This window comes from Brevundimonas sp. (assembly GCF_965279155.1).
Taxonomy (GTDB): domain Bacteria; phylum Pseudomonadota; class Alphaproteobacteria; order Caulobacterales; family Caulobacteraceae; genus Brevundimonas.
Window position 1 is genome coordinate 2,914,831 of sequence record NZ_OZ257138.1, and the last position, 17,230, is coordinate 2,932,060.

A 17,230-nucleotide genomic window follows, 5' to 3' on the forward strand; every position below is an offset into this window, starting at 1 on the left:
GTCATCACCGGCGCCGGAGTCGCCCCCTCCTGATCGCTGCGCGATCTGTCCTCCCCACGCGCCTTCGCGCGCGGAGAGGTGAGGGGGATGCGCCCCTCTTCGCGCGAGCGACCAGGAAACCGGTTACCTCCTCACGTATTGTTACATCCGCCATGGTCAAGCCGGTTCCTCCGCGCTAGATCGTGCTGCATGTGCGAGCGGGGCCAACCCGCCGGACGATCCGAAAAGCTCAGGGACTGCAAGATGACCAAGTGGGTGTACGGCTTCGGCGGAGGCTCCGCCGACGGCGACGCGTCGATGAAGAACCTTCTCGGGGGCAAGGGCGCCAATTTGGCGGAAATGTCGTCGCTGGGTCTGCCGGTCCCGCCAGGCTTCACCGTCACCACCGAGGTCTGCACCCACTATTACGCCAATGGCGAGACCTATCCCGCCGATCTGGAAGCCCAGGTGAAGGCCGCGCTGGACGCGGTCGAGGCCATCGTCGGCAAGACGTTCGGCGACGTGAACAACCCGCTGCTGGTCTCGGTGCGCTCAGGCGCCCGGGCGTCGATGCCGGGAATGATGGACACCGTCCTGAACCTGGGTCTGAACGACCAGACGGTCGAGGGCCTGGCCAAACTGTCGGGCGACCGCCGCTTCGCCTTCGACTCCTATCGCCGCTTCATCACCATGTATTCGAACGTCGTGCTGGGCCTCAGTCACGATGATTTCGAAGAGGTTCTGGACCAGCACAAGGACCGGCTGGGCGTCACCGTTGACACCGACCTGAAGGCCGAGGACTGGCAGAAGGTGGTCGCTGACTACAAGGCCGTGGTCGAGCGCGAGCTGGGCCATCCTTTCCCGCAGGATCCCAAGGACCAGCTGTGGGGCGCCGTGGGCGCGGTCTTCGCCAGCTGGATGAACGACCGGGCCAAATTCTATCGCCGCATGCACGACATCCCCGAAAGCTGGGGCACGGCGGTCAGCGTCCAGTCGATGGTGTTCGGCAATATGGGCGAGACCTCGGCGACCGGCGTGGCCTTCACCCGCAACCCCTCGACCGGCGAGGCGCGCCTGTACGGCGAGTTCCTGATCAACGCCCAGGGCGAGGACGTGGTCGCTGGCATCCGCACGCCGCAGTCCCTGACCAAGATCGGCCGCGAGGAGATGGGCGAGACCGCCCCCTCGATGGAAGAGGCCATGCCGGAAGTCTTCGGTCAGTTCGTCACGGTGGTGAACACGCTGGAGAGCCACTATCGCGACATGCAGGACATCGAGTTTACGGTCGAACAGGGCCGGCTCTGGATGCTGCAGACCCGCAACGGCAAGCGCACGGCCAAGTCGGCGCTGAAGATCGCCGTGGACCTGGCGGCCGAGGGCGTGATCACCCAGGAAGAGGCCATCAGCCGGGTCGAGCCGTCGGCTCTGGACCAGCTGCTGCACCCGACGCTGGACCCCGATGCGGCCCGCACCGTGGTCGCCGCCGGCCTGCCGGCCTCGCCCGGCGCCGCGACCGGCAAGATCGTGTTCGACGCCGACGAGGCCGAGCGCATGTCCGGCCTGGGCGAGGCGGTCATCCTGGTGCGCGAGGAAACCTCGCCTGAGGACATCCACGGCATGCATGCGGCGCGCGGCATCGTCACCGCGCGCGGCGGCATGACCAGCCACGCCGCCGTCGTGGCGCGCGGCATGGGGCGGGCCTGCGTCTCCGGCGCCGGCGAGATCCACATCGACGAGGCCAAGGGCACCTTCACCGCGCGCGGCCGCACCTTCAAGGCCGGCGAGGTCATCACCATCGACGGCTCCAAGGGCGAGGTGCTGGACGGCGCCGTGCCGATGATCGAGCCCGAACTGACCGGCGACTTCCAGACCCTGATGGCCTGGGCCGACAAGGTGCGTCGCCTGAAGGTGCGCGCCAATGCCGAGACGCCGCTGGACGCCAAGACCGCGCGCGGTTTCGGCGCCGAGGGCATCGGCCTGTGCCGGACCGAGCACATGTTCTTCGACGACACCCGGATCGCCGCCGTGCGCGAAATGATCCTGGCCGACGACGAGGCCGGGCGCCGCACGGCCCTGGCCAAGATCGCGCCGTTCCAGAAGTCGGACTTCGTCGAACTGTTCGAGATCATGGCCGGGCTGCCGGTGACGGTGCGCCTGCTGGACCCGCCGCTGCACGAGTTCATTCCCCACACCGAGGAAGACATCGACGCCCTGGCCGCCTCGTCGGGCATCGACGCTGAAAAGCTGAAGCGGCGCGCCAAGGAGTTGCACGAGACCAATCCCATGCTGGGCCATCGCGGCTGCCGCCTGGGCGTGGCCTACCCCGAGATCTACGAGATGCAGGTTCGCGCCATCATCGAGGCGGCGCTGGAGGTGCAGAAGACATCGGGTCAGGCTCCGTTGCCGGAGATCATGCACCCGCTGGTCGCCCTGGGTCTGGAGATGAAGTTCCTGCGCGAACTGACCGACCGCACCGCCAAGGCCGTCTTCGAGGAAACAGGCGAGACCATCGACTATCTGGTCGGCACCATGATCGAACTGCCGCGCGCCGCCATCCGCGCCGGGGATCTGGCGGAATACGCCCAGTTCTTCAGCTTCGGCACCAATGACCTGACCCAGACGACCTTCGGCATCAGCCGCGACGATTCCGGGCGGTTCCTGCAGGCCTATCTGGACAAGGGCATCTTCGAGACCGATCCCTTCGTGCGTCTGGACCAGGACGGCGTCGGCGGCCTGATCGAGATCGCGGCCGAGCGGGGTCGCGCGGTGCGGCCCGAGGTCAAGCTGGGCATCTGCGGCGAACACGGCGGCGATCCGTCGTCGATCGCCTTCTGCGAGAAGGCTGGTCTGGATTACGTGTCCTGCTCGCCCTACCGCGTGCCGATCGCTCGTCTGGCGGCGGCGCAGGCGGCGCTGAACGTGGAGCGCGAGAAGGACCGCTGAACGGCAGCGGCGATCTCGCCTCACCCCCCGTCATCCTCGGGCTCGACCCGAGGATCGAAGGCGCCGCCGCTGGTGCGACGACTTTGAAGCATAGCCTGTCCAGCGCCTGGTTCTCGGGTCGAGCCCGAGGATGACGGTGTGGGAAGTATCGAAGGGCGGCCTCTGCAGAGGCCGCCCTTTTTCTTTGTCACAAAACCGCCAACCTTGGCGGAACGCCGTATGTGTCCTGGCGTCCACAGGCATTCGTAGTGTTTCTCAGCCTCTGGAACAGATGAAGCCCTGACCTATTTAAGCACTCGCTGGATGGGGCTGATGATCGGTTCGGTCATCACATCTAGGAGTTAATAAGAAACAATGCGTAACATTCTTCTCGCCGCCGTCGCCGTTTCCGCAATCGCCGCTCCGGCCTTTGCTCAAACCAATCCCGAGCCGCGCGGTTACGGCTCGCTGGGCTACACTCATCTTGAAGGCGACAATGCAACGACCGGCGCCGTCACCGGTCGTCTGGGCGTGAACCTCAACCGTTACATCGCGCTGGAAACCGAAGCCTCGGTCGGCGTCAAGGACGACGACTTCACCGTCGCGGGCGTCGATGGCTCGATCAAGCACGAGTGGGACGCCGCCGGTTACGTGGTCGGCAAGGTGCCGGTCTCCGACAAGCTGGAACTGTTCGCCCGCGGCGGCTACGGCCACACCGAGCTGAAGCAGGAGTTCCCCGGCGCGAACGCCGACGTGGGCGCTGACAGCTGGAACTACGGCGCCGGCGCCAACTACTACGTCGATGGCGTGAACGGCGTGCGGGCCGACTGGACCCGTCGCGACTACCGTGACGATGCGGGCAAGGCCGACGCCTATTCGGTCAGCTACATCCGTCGCTTCTGATCTTTAGGGTCAGTCAAAACGACGAAGGCGCGCTCCGTAAGGGGCGCGCCTTTCGCGTTCGGGACAATGATGTCAGGCGAAGTCGCCCGCGAGGGCCCAGCGTTGAGAGCCTTCGCCGAACGGACGCACGAACCAGTCGCGGTACTGTTCGAAGGTCTCGATGATCTTCTGGCGCAGATCGGGCGGATTGACCGCCTCGCCGCGCTGACGTTTCATCGCCGCGACGCAATCGACCACCATATTCTGGTGGGCCGAACCGCCCATGCTCTTCAGCACGGCGGCGATGTCCTTGGCCAAGCTTTCCAGCACCTGCTTCGGTGTCATGTGAGCCATCTGGGAAATCCCCTGTTCTCGACAATCGAATGCGTTGCAAAATCCTGTGACAGTTTCAAGCGTGGCCGGGCAATAATCATCATGGACGGGAATTAACCTGACATAACGCGGGTCGCACGCTTTGGTTCTCTTAAGGGAAAACCATGAAGAATCTCGATGCGGCGGTCGCGATCAAGACCGCCGAATACCGCGTCCGCCGGGCGATGGAATGGAAGACGATGCACACGCCGGGGCAACCGCCCAGGCCGTGAGGCATTGAAGGCTCCGCCATCCAGCGGAGCCTTCGTCTCATGATCGACCTCTATCGCGGCTTCGGCCTGGGCATCCCGGCGCTGATGGATATCGCGCCCCTGATCGCGCGGGTCGTGGTCGGGGGGATGTTCTTCCTGTCCGGCTTCTACAAGCTGTTCACCCCGGCCCAGGCCGAGAAGATGCAGAAGACCATGGTCGAGGCCGGCATCGCCGCCCCGCGCCAGACCGCCCGGTTCGTGTCGGTGTGCGAGTTCGCCTTCGGCGCCGTGCTGATCATGGGCCTGTTCACCAGCCTGGCGGCGCTGGTGCTGCTGATCATCAGCCTGGTCGCCCTGGTGACGGTGGCGTCCAAGTCGGTGGAGGGGACCAGTCTCGGCTATCGCCTGTCCAGCTATTTCGACCTGCCGGAGACCCTGCTGATGGTGATCCTGATCTGGCTGATCGCCAATGGGCCGGGGCTGTGGAGCCTGGACTTCGTCCTGTTCCTGCCCCGGCTGTAGGTCTTAGGCGCGCTTCCTGACGAAGACCGTCCCGGCAGAATAGCCCGCGCCGAAACTGCAGATCAGGCCGGTGTCGCCCGCCTCGAACCCGTCGTTGTGCAGGTGAAAGGCGATGATCGAGCCCGCAGAGGAGGTATTGGCGTAGTCATCCAGGATGATGACGTTCTCGTCCGCCGAGGGCTCGCGCCCCAGCACCTTCTTGCCGATCATCGTATTCATGTTGATGTTGGCCTGGTGCAGCCACAGCCGCTTCAGGTCGTGCGGATCAAGGCCCAGTTCGCCAGCGTGATCCACGATCATGTCCGACACCATCGGCACCACGTCACGGAAGACTTTTCGTCCTTGCTGGACGAAAAGTTTGTCCGTTTGGCCTATCGCTGCGCTGCTTGAGGCCGTTGCGGCCACGGCGTCGGTGGGCTGTTCCGTTCGATTCAAAAAGCCGAAGTTGTTGCGGATATTGTTCGAGAAGGTCGTCTTCAGTCGCGTGCCCAGCACGTCCCAGCCGCCCGGTCCCGCCGTCTCGGAAGACTCCACGATCACCGCCGTGGCCACGTCGCCGAAGATGAAATGGCTGTCGCGGTCGGTGAAGTTCAGGTGAGCCGAACAGACCTCCGGGTTGACCATCAGCACGGCCTTGACCGAGCCGCCGGCGATGAAGTCCGTCGCCGTCTTGATGCCGAAGGTCGCGGAACTGCACGCCACGTTCATGTCGAAGGCGAAGCCCTCGATGCCCAGAGCCTGCTGAACCTCGATCGCCATGGCGGGATAGGCGCGCTGCATGTTCGAGGCGGCGCACAGGACGGCGCCGATTTCGCTGACCGGCTTGCCCCAGGCCTCGATGGCCTGACGCGCGGCCTTGACCGCCATCTCGGCCAGGATCGAGATTTCGTCGTTGGAGCGTTCGGCCAGGTTCGGGGCCATCCGCTCGGGATCGATGATCCCGGCCTTGTCCAGCACGAACCGGCTCTTGATGCCCGACGCCTTCTCTATGAACTCGGGCGAGGAGTGGGCCTTGGCCTCCAGCTCGCCGGCCTCGATCGGGGCGGCGTGGCGGGCGTTCCAGCCGTCGGCCCAGGCGTTGTAGCTGTCGACCAGTTCGGCGTTGGAGACCGACTGCTCGGGGGTGAAGAGGCCGGTGGCGGCTATGACGGCTTTGGACACGGGAAGCGGGTTTCCTTTACGAACCCCCTTAATAGGACGGCGGCGGCCTGCGGTCGAGACTGGCGATTATGCCCGCAGCCCAGCGCTGGATCTGACCGCGCGGCGCCTTGGGCGTGGGCTGGTCGCGCGCCGCGATCAGGGCCTGGACCAGGTCTTCCGCCTCGCAGGGCCAGCCCGACGGCGTGACATAGATCGGATAATGGATCAGGGCCGCCAGGATCAGGTGATCTACGGTCGCGCGGCGGGTGCGGCGCGCAAACGTCAGCCGGTCGTCCGTCAGCCCCCATCCGGCATAGAAGGGCCGGCCATAGACCGACACGGCCTTGCCCCGCATCAGCGCCTCGAACCCGGTCAGCGAGGTCAGGGTCGCCACGCGTCGGCAGGCGTTGAGGCAGTCGATGATGTCCAGCCCATCGGCGCTGGCGTCCACCGAGGCCATGGCCGAGGCGTCCAGCCGACCCGGCCGATTGCCCGCCAGCACGTCGGGGTGATTGCGATAGATCAGGAAGGCGTCGGGATGATCCGCCCGCGCGGCTTCGACCAGGGCGGAGTTGGTGGCAAGGTCCGGCTCGCAGCCCAGCAGGATCGACTTGTCGTTCTCGACCTGGCCGACGACCAGCAGGATGTCGCGGTCGGCGGGCCAATCCGCCGGCGCCTGGCCCTTCAGATTGTATTTCGACAGACCCGCCTGGACGATGCGCGCGCCCAGCGCGGCGGCGCGCGCCAACTGCTGCGGCGTCGCTTCCGTCGTCTCGATCAGGGTCTCCAGCCGCGACGGACGCGACGGGTCGTAATAGACGCCCTGGTCGTCCAGGGCGACTGACAGGGCCCCCACGAAATCCGACCCCAGGCCGCGCGATCGGATGAAGCCGTCCTCCATCCGCACGGTCGAGCCGGCGAATGAAGCCGCCGCCTGACGCGTCGCCTCGCTCTCCTTGCCCGCCCACCAGATCAGACGGCCGTTTGTGGCGCTTGCATGGGCGGCGGCGCGCGACGGCGACATGAAATAACGCATCGTCGCCTTGGGCGAGTTCAGCAGGCGACGCACGGGCGGACGCTTGGCCGGGGCGAACCCCACCGCCGACCACGACCCCGCCAGCCGGTCGGCCCGGTCGCGCAGAGCGATCAACCGTTCCAAGGCCTGTTCGGCCTCGCACCGCTCGCCAGTGACGGGATCGACATAGCGGCTGTAGGCGATCAGGGCGGCTGCGGCGACCTGTTCGATGGAGCGCGTCAGCCCACGCCGTCCGGTCTGGACCGCATCGGTCGTCAGGCCCCAGCCGGAATAGAAGGGCGCCCCGAAACAGCGCACCGGCAGGCCCCGCAACAGGGCCTCGAACCCCAGGGCCGAGGTGACGCAATAGACCGCGTCCACCGCCGCCAGCAGGTCGGCGGGCCGCACGTCCGTATCGACCAGGGTGACCCCGGACAGGTCGGTGACGCAGCCGCGCTTTCGACCCGCCGCCACCGCCGGGTGGCGTTTGACGATCAGCTGGGCGTCGGGTTCGTCGCGTCGGGCGGCGGCGATCATCTCGTCAAAGCTCTGGCCCGTCGCCAGTCCATGGGCGATGGAGGCGTCCCCGAACGTCTGGTCCACGATCAACACACGCCGACCGGGCTTCAGCAGGCGCGGATCCAGCGGCCCGCCCATGTTTGTCTTGGACACGCCTGACGCCACGATGCGATCGATCAGACCCCGCGCCCGGGCGGTCATGGCCGCGTCGCACCAGTCGTCGGCCGTCTGGATCAACTTCTCAAGACGGCTGGGCCGCGTCGCATCGTAATAGACGCCCAGATCGTCGACGATCAGGCTCAGGCTGGTCGCTCCCGCCTCGCCGATGCCGACCGAGCGCAGGAACCCGTCCTCCAGCGCCACATAGGGCCGTCCGTTCTTCTGCGCCCAACGCCGCCCCGCCGCCGCCGTCGGCTTCATCCCCCAGCCCAGCACGGCCTGAACCTCGTCCCCCGGCAGGCGACGCAGGTCGTAGTCGGCCAGGAAGACGTCGAGAAACGGGACCTTCAGCACGCCGGGCGCGCAGACCCAGGCCAGAATTCTCGAAGGCGTGTCGGCAGATAGGGTCAAGGCGGGTCCGCTGAGTTTCGACGCGAGGTTTAGGGCGGATGCTTCACACCCGCTAGGCCCGATCCCACCGTCTCCTGCCCATTTCATGGGGAGATGGCTCGAAGCGTAGCGGAGAGTCGGAGGGGTTCTTCACCGCATCACAGATCGGTGGCGCTTCAAGAGCCCCTCCACGGCTACGCGGCCCCCTCCCCACAAGTGGGGAGGAAACGGAAGGGTCAGCCTTGCGCCCGCGCCAGCAGCGCCTGCGCCTGCTCCAGATGCAGCCGCTCGACCATGGCCCCGTTCACGCGGATCGCGCCCTGACCCTCCGCGTCCGGCTGCGCAAAGGCGGCGACGATGGCGCGGGCCTGGGCGATCTCGGCGTCCGACGGCGAGAAGGCGGCGTTGGCCCCGGCGATTTGGGACGGGTGGATCAGGCTCTTGCCGTCGAACCCGTACAGTCGTCCCTGCGCCGCCTCGGCGGCCAAGCCGTCCGCATCGTCGATCCGGTTGAACACCCCGTCGATGGCCAGCAATCCATTGGCCCGCGCGGCGGCGACCAGCAGCGCCAGCCACGGCTGGAACGGTTCGCGATCCGGCGACGCTCCGGTCCCCAGCGTCTTGGCCAGGTCGTTGACCCCCAGCATCAGCCCATCCAACGCCCCGTCCGCCGTGGCGATGTCGGCCAGGGCCATCAGGGCGCGCGGCGTCTCGATCATGGCCCACAGGGCGCAGTCCTTGCCCAGGCCGGCGGACAGGGCATGGACCGCCTCGGGCGTCTCCACCTTGGGCGCGACCACCAGCGTGGCCCCCGCCGCCTTCATCGCGGCCAGATCGTCCAGCCCCCACTCGGTGTCCAAGCCATTGACCCGCACGCCCAGGCGCGGCCCGAACCCGCCGCCCCGAACCGCCTCGACGGCGGCGGCGCGCGCATCGGCCTTGGCCTGGGGCGCCACCGCGTCCTCCAGATCCAGCACGGCGACATCGCAATCCAGCGTCCGCGCCTTTTCGATCGCCCGCGCATTGGAGGCCGGCAGATAAAGGACGCTGCGGACGCGGTCGCTTCGCATCAGACGCGGCCCGTCACGGGGACCAGGGCGCCGGTCATGGCGCGGCTCTCGGGCGAGGCGAGGAACAGGATCACCGCCGCCAGATCGGCCGGCGCGACCCAGGTCGCCGGATCTGCGTCGGGCATGTCCTTGCGGTTGGCGGGCGTGTCGATGATGGAGGGCAGGACGGCGTTGACGGTGACGGAGGTGGCTTTCAGCTCTTCCGCCAGCGCCTGGGTCAGGGCGTGGACCCCGGCCTTGGCTGCGCCATAGGGCCCCATGCCGGCGCCGGCCTTCAACGCGGCGGCCGATCCGACATTGACGATCCGTCCCTCGGGCGAGGCGTTCAGCGCCGACAGGGCGGCGCGGCTGGCGTTTACGGCCGTCATGACGTTCAGGGCGTGCATCCGGTCCCAGGCCGGTTCGGCATCGTCGGTCGTCTGCCAGACGAAGCCGCCCGCGATGTTCAACAGGGCGTCCAGCCGCCCGAACCGGGCGATGACCGCATCGACGGCCCCCTGCGCCTGGCCCGCGTCGGTCAGATCGACCCCGCCGACCTCCAGCACGCCCTGCGGCACAGGATGACCTGCCGCATGATCGATGACGGCGACCTGCCAGCCGGCCTTCAACGCCGCCTCCAGCACCGCCCGGCCCAGAACGCCATGCCCGCCCGTGATTGCGACTGTCCGCTGTGTCATCCGATCCTCCATGTCGCCGGGGACCATAGAGCCGGGGGCGGCGGGATCAACCTGCCGCGAAAACCTTGGCCATCAACCGCTCCAGCGCCGCCTGATCCTCGGTATCGAAGGCGGCCGGCGTCGTCGCATCCACGTCCAGCACCGCGATCAGCGTGCCCGAGGCGTCCAGCACCGGAACCACGATCTCGCTGGCCGAGCGGCTGTCGCAGGCGATGTGACCGGGAAAGGCGTGGACGTCCTCGACCAGCTGCGTCTGGCGCGTCGCCGCCGCAGTCCCGCACACCCCGCGCCCGAACGCGATCCGCAGACACCCCAGCGTCCCCTGATACGGCCCGACCACCAGCTCATCTTCCTTGTCCGGCGCCACGACATAGAAGCCGGTCCAGAAATAATGCTCGAACGCATCCGCCAGCATTGACGCGACCGTCGCCATCCGCGCCGTCACGTTCGGCTCCCCCTCCAGCACGGCCAAAATCTCCGCCTCGACCTCCAGATAGCGCGCGGCCTTGTCCGAGGGACGATCGGTGCGAGCGACATAGGCCATGGGGGAACTCCGAAGGGGAACAGGCTGGCGATATAGGAGGGGCTTGGTGTGAAGGGGAGGGTTGGATTTCGAACACGCAATCGCTTCGCGACTCCAAAAACCGAACTTTCATGGGTCTGGTATCTGGAGGGATGACGCGTAATGGCCATTGACATAACATTCTAGGCGCATAAATATGCGCCTGCTGTTCCATCACTGAGGGAAGATATCGTGACCTACGATAAGAAAATACGCCATCAAACCGGGAAAGCCCCAAGTGTTAGAAACAAGCAGACCGAAGATCGTTCGTCGACTCACGCAAGAAGGATGGCTTAACCAGGGAGGAAAGAAGCACGATGAATTCGTTCATCCTGACTTCGACGCGTCCATAATCGTTCCTCGCCACAAGACACTGTCTTCTGGCGTATCGCGACACATCGCACGAGCCGCCGGTTGGTGAAGGATGTGTCTGCCTCGCGGCCCCACTAATGTGCGGCTCGCTCAAGTTGGATTTTCATGACCCATTATACCGTTCTCATAGATGGAGAAGCGGGTGCTTACGGCGTAGTCTTTCCCGATTTGTCAGGTTGCTCGGCCATGGGCGATACAATCGAGGAAGCGCTGAATAATGCGCAGGAGGCTCTTCGCGCCTGGGCGGAAACCTATGCCGCCAAAGGACAAGCCATGCCTGTTCCTCGCGGACCTGATGCGATCCGATCCGATCCTCTTTTCGCAGAGGATTTTTCTAGTGGCGCAATGTTTGGAACGGTCATGCTCGTTCAGCGCCTGGGGCGTCCGCAAAAAGCGAACCTATCAATCGATTCTGGCATTCTGGCTGCGATCGACGAAACGGCTAACCGATTGGGCGTCACCCGATCCGCGATGGTGGAAATGCTCGCCGAAGACAAACTGCCAGAGTTTGCGTGATCAGGCGCCTCACTCATGCAGCCATCGCCAAGCTGGCAAAGCCTGAATTTGAGCGCTCGGTGTCAAACCCTGAGTGTCAAACCTTATATCCCCTTGTTTTCATTGATGAAAACATAGAGGGTGGTAGGCCCGGAGGGACTCGAACCCCCAACCAGACCGTTATGAGCGGTCGGCTCTAACCATTGAGCTACAGGCCCCCAAGGCGCGCCTCGGCGGAAGGGGTCTCGCCTAGCAGGCGCGGGCGCGGCTTGCCAAGCGGGGGGCGCTCAAGAAGGCGATCTTTCGGCGATTTCACGTAGATGAACGGAAACTGCCAAGCCTCACGGGCGTTCATTCAGGCGAGAACGGCCAAGGTCGTTGCAACGGATCGGCGAACGCGCCGTCCTGGATCGCTTACGGAGAAGACGCATGACCCGCACCTTGGCCGCCGCCCCCCTGAAGACCGTGTCGCTGAAGACCATCGCCCTGGGCGGCGCCGTGGCCGCCGCCGCCTTCCTGGCCGCCGCCACGCCGCGCGCCATGGCCCAAACGGGGGCCCAGACCGCTGAACCTTCGATGGGAGCCATGCACATGATGCAACCTGCGCCGTCGCTGAACCTGTCGGCCTATGGCGAGGTCAAGGCCGCGCCCGACATGGCCACCATCACCTTCGGCGTGCAGACCGAGGCCGTCACCGCTCAAGAGGCCATGCGCGACAACGCTGCGCAGATGACGCGCGTCGTCGCCGCCCTGCGTCGCGGCGGCATCGCCGAGCGCGACATCCAGACCTCGGGCCTGAACCTGTCGGCGCAATACGACTATGTGCAGAACGAACCGCCCAAGCTGCGCGGCTATCAGGCGGTCAACCGCGTGACGGTGGTCATCAACGATTTGACCAAGGTCGGTACGACGGCCGACGCCGTTGTCGCCGCCGGGGTCAACCAGATCGACGGCATCAGCTTCGGCCTGAAGGATCCTACGGCGGCCGAGAACCAGGCGCGCCAGTTGGCCGTGCGCAACCTGCAGGCCAAGGCTCAGCTGTACGCCCAGTCGCTGAACGTTCAGCTGTCGGGCATCCGCAACCTGACCGAAGGCGGCGGCTATACGCCCCAGCCGCCGATGCCGATGTTCGCCGCGCGCGCCATGTCGATGGACCGCGCCGAAAGCACCCCGGTCGCCGCCGGCGAACTGACGGTGCGGATCGACATCACGGGCGTCTACGATATCGCCCGGTGATCTGATCGGCCGAAATGAAGAAAGGCCCGCCGGCGACGGCGGGCCTTTTTGATGTCCGGTGGGGCGGAAAGAGCCCCTCCACCGCTTCGCGGTCCCCCTCCCCACGATGTGGGGAGGGGGACCGGCTAGGCGTGTTTGATCTCGTTGGCGTCGTCCAGCAGGACCACGTTGGGGTTCCACTGGCGGGCTTCTTCCTGGGGCATCTGGCCATAGGTGACCACGATGACCTTGTCGTTCTTCTGGACCAGGCGGGCGGCGGCGCCGTTGACGCCGATCACGCGCGAGCCGCGCGGGGCCTCAATGGCGTAGGTGGTGAAGCGCGCGCCGTTGGTGATGTTCAGCACATCGACCTGTTCGTGCGGATAGATGCCCGCCGCGTCCAGCAGGTCCATGTCGATAGCGATCGATCCCTCATAGTCGAGATCGGCCTGGGTCACCGTCGCACGGTGCAGCTTGGACTTCATTAGGGTGACCAGCATTGCCCGGTCTCCAAATATACGCGGGGCGCAGGCCCTCGCTCACAGGCCGCTCATATAGGGATTTCCGAGCCCCGCATCAATCGGGGCGCCGCGCCGCAGCAAACGGGTTGCGGGTGCGAACGCGTGGACGGCCGGGATATTGCGCGAGCTTCATTTGACGACGGCCCCCGGCCCCCTATGCTGGATTGGCCATTTCCGGCCTGCGAGCGCGCGTTTCCCAATCCGATGAAGCAATTCTTCCTGACGGTCCTTGGTGTCTTCACCGGGTTGATCCTGTTTGTCGTCGTCATTCCCGTTGTCCTGCTGACCGTCGCCGTCGCCTCATCGTCCAAGCCGACGACCCCGGCGAACACGGTGCTGGAACTGGATCTGCGCGAGGGGATCAGCGACCAGCCGTCGTCCAATCCGTTCGCCGCCTTCGGCGGTTCGGGCCTGGCCCTGACCCAGGTCGTGGACGGCCTGCATCAGGCCCAGGGCGACAACAGCGTCAAGGCCCTGCTGATCCGCCTGCCGGAAAGCGGCATGACGCCCGCGACCGCCGACGAACTGCGCCAGGCCATCCACCGCTTCCGCAACTCGGGCAAGCCGGTCATCGCCCACAGCCAGGGCTTCGCGCCGGTCGGCGCGGTGATGTCCACCTATATGGTCGGGGCCTCGGCGTCGGAACTGTGGATGCAGAACACCGCCGGCTTCCAAGCCACGGGCTTCTCGGCCGACAGCCTGTTCCTGGGTCGCGCCTTCGAGAAATATGGCGTCAAACCGAACTTCGAACAGCGTTACGAATACAAGAACGCCGTCAACGAATACACCCAGAGCGACTATACCGGCCCGCACCGCGAGGCCATGACCGCCTGGATGACGTCCATCTACGACAGCGCCCTGGCCAACGCCGCCAAGGATCGCAAGACGACCGCGCCGGCGCTGAAGACGATCATCGAGGCCGGCCCCTATTCGGCGCCCCAGGCCCTGGCCAACCGGCTGATCGACAAGGTCGGCCAGGTCGAGGAGGCCGAGGCCGCCATCAAGACCCGCGCGGGCAAGGGCGCCGAGATCGTCGAGTTCGGCAAATACGCCAGCCAGCAGGGCGAACGCACCGGCTCGGGCAAGAACGCCATCGCCATCGTCGGCGGGGAGGGGGCCATCGTCACCGGTCGCGGCGGCGGTGGCAGCTTCGGCGGCGGTTCTTCGATCCACTCGGACGATACGGCCGAGGCCATCTACGACGCCATCGAGGACAAGAGCGTCAAGGCCATCGTCTTCCGCGTCTCTTCGCCCGGCGGCTCGCCGGAAGCCTCGGAACAGATTCTGGCCGCCGTGCGCGCGGCGCGGGCGGCGGGCAAGCCGGTGGTGGTCTCCATGGGCGCCTATGCCGCCTCGGGCGGTTACTGGGTCAGTTCGGAAGCCGACTGGATCGTGGCCCAGCCCTCGACCCTGACCGGCTCGATCGGCGTGTTCGGCGGCAAGTTCGTGCTGGCCGATGCGCTGGGCCGGTTCGGCGTCGACATGCGCGAGCTGACGGTGGGCGGCCAGTACGCCGACGCCTTCTCGCCGACGCAGGAGTTCACGCCGGAACAGCGCGCAGCCTTCGCCGGCTCGATGGACCGGATCTACGACGACTTCATCGCCCGCGTGGCGACGGGCCGCAAGCTGTCGCCCGATCGCGTGCGCGAGATCGCCAAGGGCCGCGTCTGGACCGGGGCGCAGGCCCTGCCTCTGGGCCTGGTCGATCAGCTGGGCGGCGTGACCGAGGCGGTGAACAAGGCCCGCGAACTGGCCAAGATCCCGTCCAACGAGCCCGTCCGCTTCAAGCATTTCCCTAAGCAGCAGTCGCCGTTCGAGGCCCTGTCGGAGATGTTCGGCGTCCAGACCGAGGCGACCAAGGCCCTGGTCATGCTGGGCGGCGTCATGGCCGATCCCCAGGCTCAGGCCGTGATGCGCCGCGTCGAAAGCGACCGGATGCGCGGCGAGGGCGCCGTGGTCCTGGCCCACCAGCCGATCTTCTGAGGGACCGCGACACACGCGACCGTGCGTCGCGGTCCATTGACCGCAGGCCCCGATGGACCGACATTGCATGTCAGGCGTTCCTCGGATCGCCTGAAAGGATGATCCATGTTCCAGCCTGAACGTCTCGCCACCATCGGTTTCGTCGCCCGTCGCCGTCCCAACGGCCTCGTGGCCTCCGTCATGTGGGTCGCCGGCATGATCGCCGCCGTCTGCGCCATGGCCGTAGGCGCGGTGCTGGCCGTCGTCACTGCCGCAGCGGTGGCCGTGATCGCCTTAATCGCAGGCGTGCTGGTCTTTCTGGTCGGACTGGTCATGCGCACCCGCCGCAACACGACCCCGCGCCGCCGCAACGGCGATCCCGACCTGATCGAGGCGCACAAGGTGGACGGCGCCTGGGTCGCCTACGGCTGGGAACGCAACGGCCGCTGAGCTGGCGCTTCCCATGACCTCCTACATCGACGCGCCTTCGCCGAACTTCGACGCGCGCCGTGCGCCGCCCGACATGCTGGTGCTGCATTATACGGGAATGCAGACGGGCGAGGCCGCGCTGGAGCGCCTGCGCGACCCCGACGCCAAGGTCTCGGCCCATTATCTGGTCGAGGAAGACGGCCGCATCTTCCAACTGGTCCCCGAGGAACGCCGCGCCTGGCACGCCGGTCGCGGCCTCTGGCAGGGCGAGGACGATTGCAACGCCGCCTCTATCGGCATCGAGATCGTCAATCCCGGCCACGAGTTCGGCTATCGCGCCTTTCCCAAGGCCCAGGTCGCGGCGCTCATCGCCCTGATCGGCGACATCCGCAGCCGCTGGACCATCGCCGACAGCCGTATCATCGCCCATTCCGACCTGGCGCCGGACCGCAAGGAAGATCCCGGCGAACTCTTCGCCTGGAAGCGTCTGGCCGAGGCCGGTCATGGCCTGTGGTTCGAACCCGCCCCCGAACGGATCCAGGCCTTGGGCGGTTTGCTGCAAAGAGGCGATCAGGGCATTGGCGCCATGGTCCTGCGCGCCGGCCTGCATCGTCTGGGTTACGGGCTGAAACCCGGCGGCGACTATGACGCCGACACCGAAACCGCCGTCCGCGCCTTTCAGCGCCACTGGCGACCGGCCCGCGTCGACGGCGTCGCCGACGGCGAAACCCGCGCCCGCCTGGTCGGCCTGCTCCAACTCGCCAGCACCGAAAGCGTCACGGGTGTGCTGAACTAGAGGTCCGCGCGGTCCTGGAAGGGGCCGAAGACACGGATGATCGAAATGGTGCGGTCCCCATCGTCGATCCGATACAGGATGCGATAGCCCTCGACGGGGCGCTCTCTAACGCCTGACGTTTGACCCTCGGGCCATCGGAACGGCGTGAACTGCAGTTCGACGATGGCGCGCGTGATGCGGGCGGATCGCAGGCGCGCCTTCAGGCCGCTGCCGGGCTGATACAGCCAGCGCCGCACCGCGAGCAAATCGACGCGCGCCCGAGCGGTGAAGATGACCTGATAAGGGCCGCTCATTCAGCTGAGGCTGGGTTCTTCGAGGTCTTCTCCTGCCGCCCAGCGATCCAGCCATTCCAGGGCTTCATCGCCGGAAATGACGCGCCCGGCGGCGATGTCCGCGTCGGCTTCCGCGATGCGCGCCCGCTCCCAGGTCAGGCGGCGCTCACGCTGCTCCGTGCTTTCCTGATTGGCGATGTTGGAGGCGGGTTCGGCCATGCATAGACCATAGCCCATTTCGCCTGCCGCCGCATCCGTTGGTTGACCTCGGCGGCGCGGCGGCGCATCTAGCGCGCGCCAGACGGCTGGGCGGTCGCGGCGGACTTCGCGTCCGTCGAGGAAAGTCCGGGCTCCACGGTGAAAAGGCGGCGGATAACTTCCGCCCGGGGCGACCCGAGGGATAGCGCCACAGAAAGCAAACCTCCGGCCTCGCGAGGCCGGTAAGGGTGAAAGGGTGGGGTAAGAGCCCACCGCGTGCCTGGCAACAGGGACGGCATGGCAAGCCCCGCCTGGAGCAAGACCAAATAGGGACATCGCGCGAGGTTCGCCTCGCGGGGCTCACCGCCTCAGATGTCCGGGTAGGTCGCGAGAACCGTTCAGCAATGGACGGTCCAGAGGAATGATCGTCGCCGATCCAGGCTTCGGCCTCGGAGCGGAACAAAACCCGGCTTACAGGCCGTCTGGCATATTTTTTTGAGGGCCTATCGCGCTTCGCGCTGCTTGAGGCCCATTGGGTGGGGAGCGTTG

Annotated in this window: 18 protein-coding genes, 1 tRNA gene and 1 other RNA gene; 10 read left to right on the forward strand and 10 right to left on the reverse strand. The window is 66.3% G+C overall.

From position 1 onward, the window contains the following. The first annotated feature begins 243 nt into the window (after positions 1-243). On the forward strand, positions 244-2,922 hold the full coding sequence (ppdK, locus tag ACQY72_RS14055) for a pyruvate, phosphate dikinase (RefSeq protein ID WP_428154317.1): 2,679 nt from the start codon (positions 244-246) through the stop codon (positions 2,920-2,922). 354 nt (positions 2,923-3,276) lie between these two features. Beyond that, on the forward strand, positions 3,277-3,804 hold the full coding sequence (locus tag ACQY72_RS14060; RefSeq protein WP_428154319.1) for a porin family protein: 528 nt from the start codon (positions 3,277-3,279) through the stop codon (positions 3,802-3,804). A 72-nt stretch (positions 3,805-3,876) separates the two neighbouring features. Here ACQY72_RS14060 and ACQY72_RS14065 read toward each other — a convergent pair whose 3' ends face one another. Further along, entirely contained in the window at positions 3,877-4,128 is a 252-nt protein-coding gene (locus tag ACQY72_RS14065; RefSeq protein ID WP_428154321.1) for a hypothetical protein, read from the reverse strand. Between the two features lie 299 nt (positions 4,129-4,427). Here ACQY72_RS14065 and ACQY72_RS14070 point away from each other — a divergent pair, with 299 nt between their 5' ends. Next, positions 4,428-4,889, forward strand: coding sequence for a DoxX family protein (locus tag ACQY72_RS14070; RefSeq protein ID WP_428154323.1), 462 nt, complete (start codon positions 4,428-4,430; stop codon positions 4,887-4,889). A gap of 3 nt (positions 4,890-4,892) precedes the next feature. Here the strand turns inward: ACQY72_RS14070 and ACQY72_RS14075 are convergent, their stop codons facing one another. The 5 genes from ACQY72_RS14075 to ACQY72_RS14095 all read right to left on the reverse strand — a co-directional run bounded on the left by ACQY72_RS14075 (position 4,893) and on the right by ACQY72_RS14095 (position 10,403). Next, positions 4,893-6,050 (reverse strand): beta-ketoacyl-ACP synthase III, encoded by a 1,158-nt coding sequence (locus ACQY72_RS14075; RefSeq protein WP_428154325.1) that lies wholly within the window; start codon positions 6,048-6,050, stop codon positions 4,893-4,895. Positions 6,051-6,078: 28 nt separating this feature from the next. Continuing rightward, positions 6,079-8,133 (reverse strand): capsular polysaccharide biosynthesis protein, encoded by a 2,055-nt coding sequence (locus ACQY72_RS14080; protein WP_428154326.1) that lies wholly within the window; start codon positions 8,131-8,133, stop codon positions 6,079-6,081. 215 nt (positions 8,134-8,348) lie between these two features. Next, positions 8,349-9,182, reverse strand: coding sequence for an HpcH/HpaI aldolase/citrate lyase family protein (locus ACQY72_RS14085; protein WP_428154327.1), 834 nt, complete (start codon positions 9,180-9,182; stop codon positions 8,349-8,351). Further along, positions 9,182-9,859 carry an SDR family NAD(P)-dependent oxidoreductase gene (locus ACQY72_RS14090; protein ID WP_428154328.1) on the reverse strand — a complete coding sequence of 226 codons (678 nt, stop codon included), beginning with the start codon at positions 9,857-9,859 and terminating at the stop codon, positions 9,182-9,184. The genes ACQY72_RS14085 and ACQY72_RS14090 overlap by 1 nt, the downstream gene beginning before the upstream one ends. A 46-nt stretch (positions 9,860-9,905) precedes the next feature. Further along, positions 9,906-10,403, reverse strand: a complete 498-nt coding sequence (locus tag ACQY72_RS14095) for a GAF domain-containing protein (protein WP_428154329.1) — start codon at positions 10,401-10,403, stop codon at positions 9,906-9,908. Positions 10,404-10,659: 256 nt separating this feature from the next. Here ACQY72_RS14095 and ACQY72_RS14100 point away from each other — a divergent pair, with 256 nt between their 5' ends. Both ACQY72_RS14100 and ACQY72_RS14105 read left to right on the forward strand, forming a co-directional pair. Next, positions 10,660-10,842 (forward strand): type II toxin-antitoxin system HicA family toxin, encoded by a 183-nt coding sequence (locus tag ACQY72_RS14100; RefSeq protein WP_428154330.1) that lies wholly within the window; start codon positions 10,660-10,662, stop codon positions 10,840-10,842. Positions 10,843-10,898: 56 nt separating this feature from the next. After that, the gene (locus ACQY72_RS14105; RefSeq protein ID WP_428154332.1) at positions 10,899-11,309 is read left to right on the forward strand and encodes a type II toxin-antitoxin system HicB family antitoxin; all 411 of its coding nucleotides are present in this window, start codon (positions 10,899-10,901) and stop codon (positions 11,307-11,309) included. Positions 11,310-11,430: 121 nt separating this feature from the next. Here ACQY72_RS14105 and ACQY72_RS14110 read toward each other — a convergent pair. Next, a tRNA-Ile gene (locus tag ACQY72_RS14110) sits at positions 11,431-11,506 on the reverse strand. 211 nt (positions 11,507-11,717) lie between these two features. On the opposite strand from ACQY72_RS14110, the gene ACQY72_RS14115 reads away from it, so the two are divergent. After that, positions 11,718-12,524, forward strand: coding sequence for an SIMPL domain-containing protein (locus ACQY72_RS14115; protein ID WP_428154333.1), 807 nt, complete (start codon positions 11,718-11,720; stop codon positions 12,522-12,524). A gap of 125 nt (positions 12,525-12,649) precedes the next feature. Here the strand turns inward: ACQY72_RS14115 and panD are convergent, their stop codons facing one another. Further along, positions 12,650-13,003 carry an aspartate 1-decarboxylase gene (gene panD / locus ACQY72_RS14120; protein ID WP_159849611.1) on the reverse strand — a complete coding sequence of 118 codons (354 nt, stop codon included), beginning with the start codon at positions 13,001-13,003 and terminating at the stop codon, positions 12,650-12,652. Between the two features lie 225 nt (positions 13,004-13,228). On the opposite strand from panD, the gene sppA reads away from it, so the two are divergent. The 3 genes from sppA to ACQY72_RS14135 all read left to right on the forward strand — a co-directional run bounded on the left by sppA (position 13,229) and on the right by ACQY72_RS14135 (position 16,211). Next, a complete protein-coding gene (gene sppA / locus ACQY72_RS14125) occupies positions 13,229-15,007 on the forward strand; it encodes a signal peptide peptidase SppA (RefSeq protein WP_428154335.1) in 1,779 nt (592 codons plus the stop codon). A gap of 105 nt (positions 15,008-15,112) precedes the next feature. Further along, a complete protein-coding gene (locus ACQY72_RS14130; RefSeq protein ID WP_428154337.1) occupies positions 15,113-15,436 on the forward strand; it encodes a hypothetical protein in 324 nt (107 codons plus the stop codon). Between the two features lie 13 nt (positions 15,437-15,449). Continuing rightward, complete coding sequence (locus ACQY72_RS14135; RefSeq protein ID WP_428154338.1) at positions 15,450-16,211, forward strand: N-acetylmuramoyl-L-alanine amidase; 762 nt, start codon at positions 15,450-15,452, stop codon at positions 16,209-16,211. On the opposite strand, the gene ACQY72_RS14140 is transcribed toward ACQY72_RS14135, so the two are convergent. Both ACQY72_RS14140 and ACQY72_RS14145 read right to left on the reverse strand, forming a co-directional pair. Then, positions 16,208-16,504 carry a type II toxin-antitoxin system RelE/ParE family toxin gene (locus ACQY72_RS14140; RefSeq protein ID WP_428154340.1) on the reverse strand — a complete coding sequence of 99 codons (297 nt, stop codon included), beginning with the start codon at positions 16,502-16,504 and terminating at the stop codon, positions 16,208-16,210. The genes ACQY72_RS14135 and ACQY72_RS14140 overlap by 4 nt on opposite strands. After that, the gene (locus ACQY72_RS14145; protein WP_428154341.1) at positions 16,505-16,702 is read right to left on the reverse strand and encodes a hypothetical protein; all 198 of its coding nucleotides are present in this window, start codon (positions 16,700-16,702) and stop codon (positions 16,505-16,507) included. A gap of 78 nt (positions 16,703-16,780) precedes the next feature. Between ACQY72_RS14145 and rnpB the strand changes: the two genes are divergently transcribed. Beyond that, positions 16,781-17,171: RNase P RNA component class A (gene rnpB / locus ACQY72_RS14150), an RNA gene on the forward strand. The last annotated feature ends 59 nt before the right edge of the window (positions 17,172-17,230 follow it).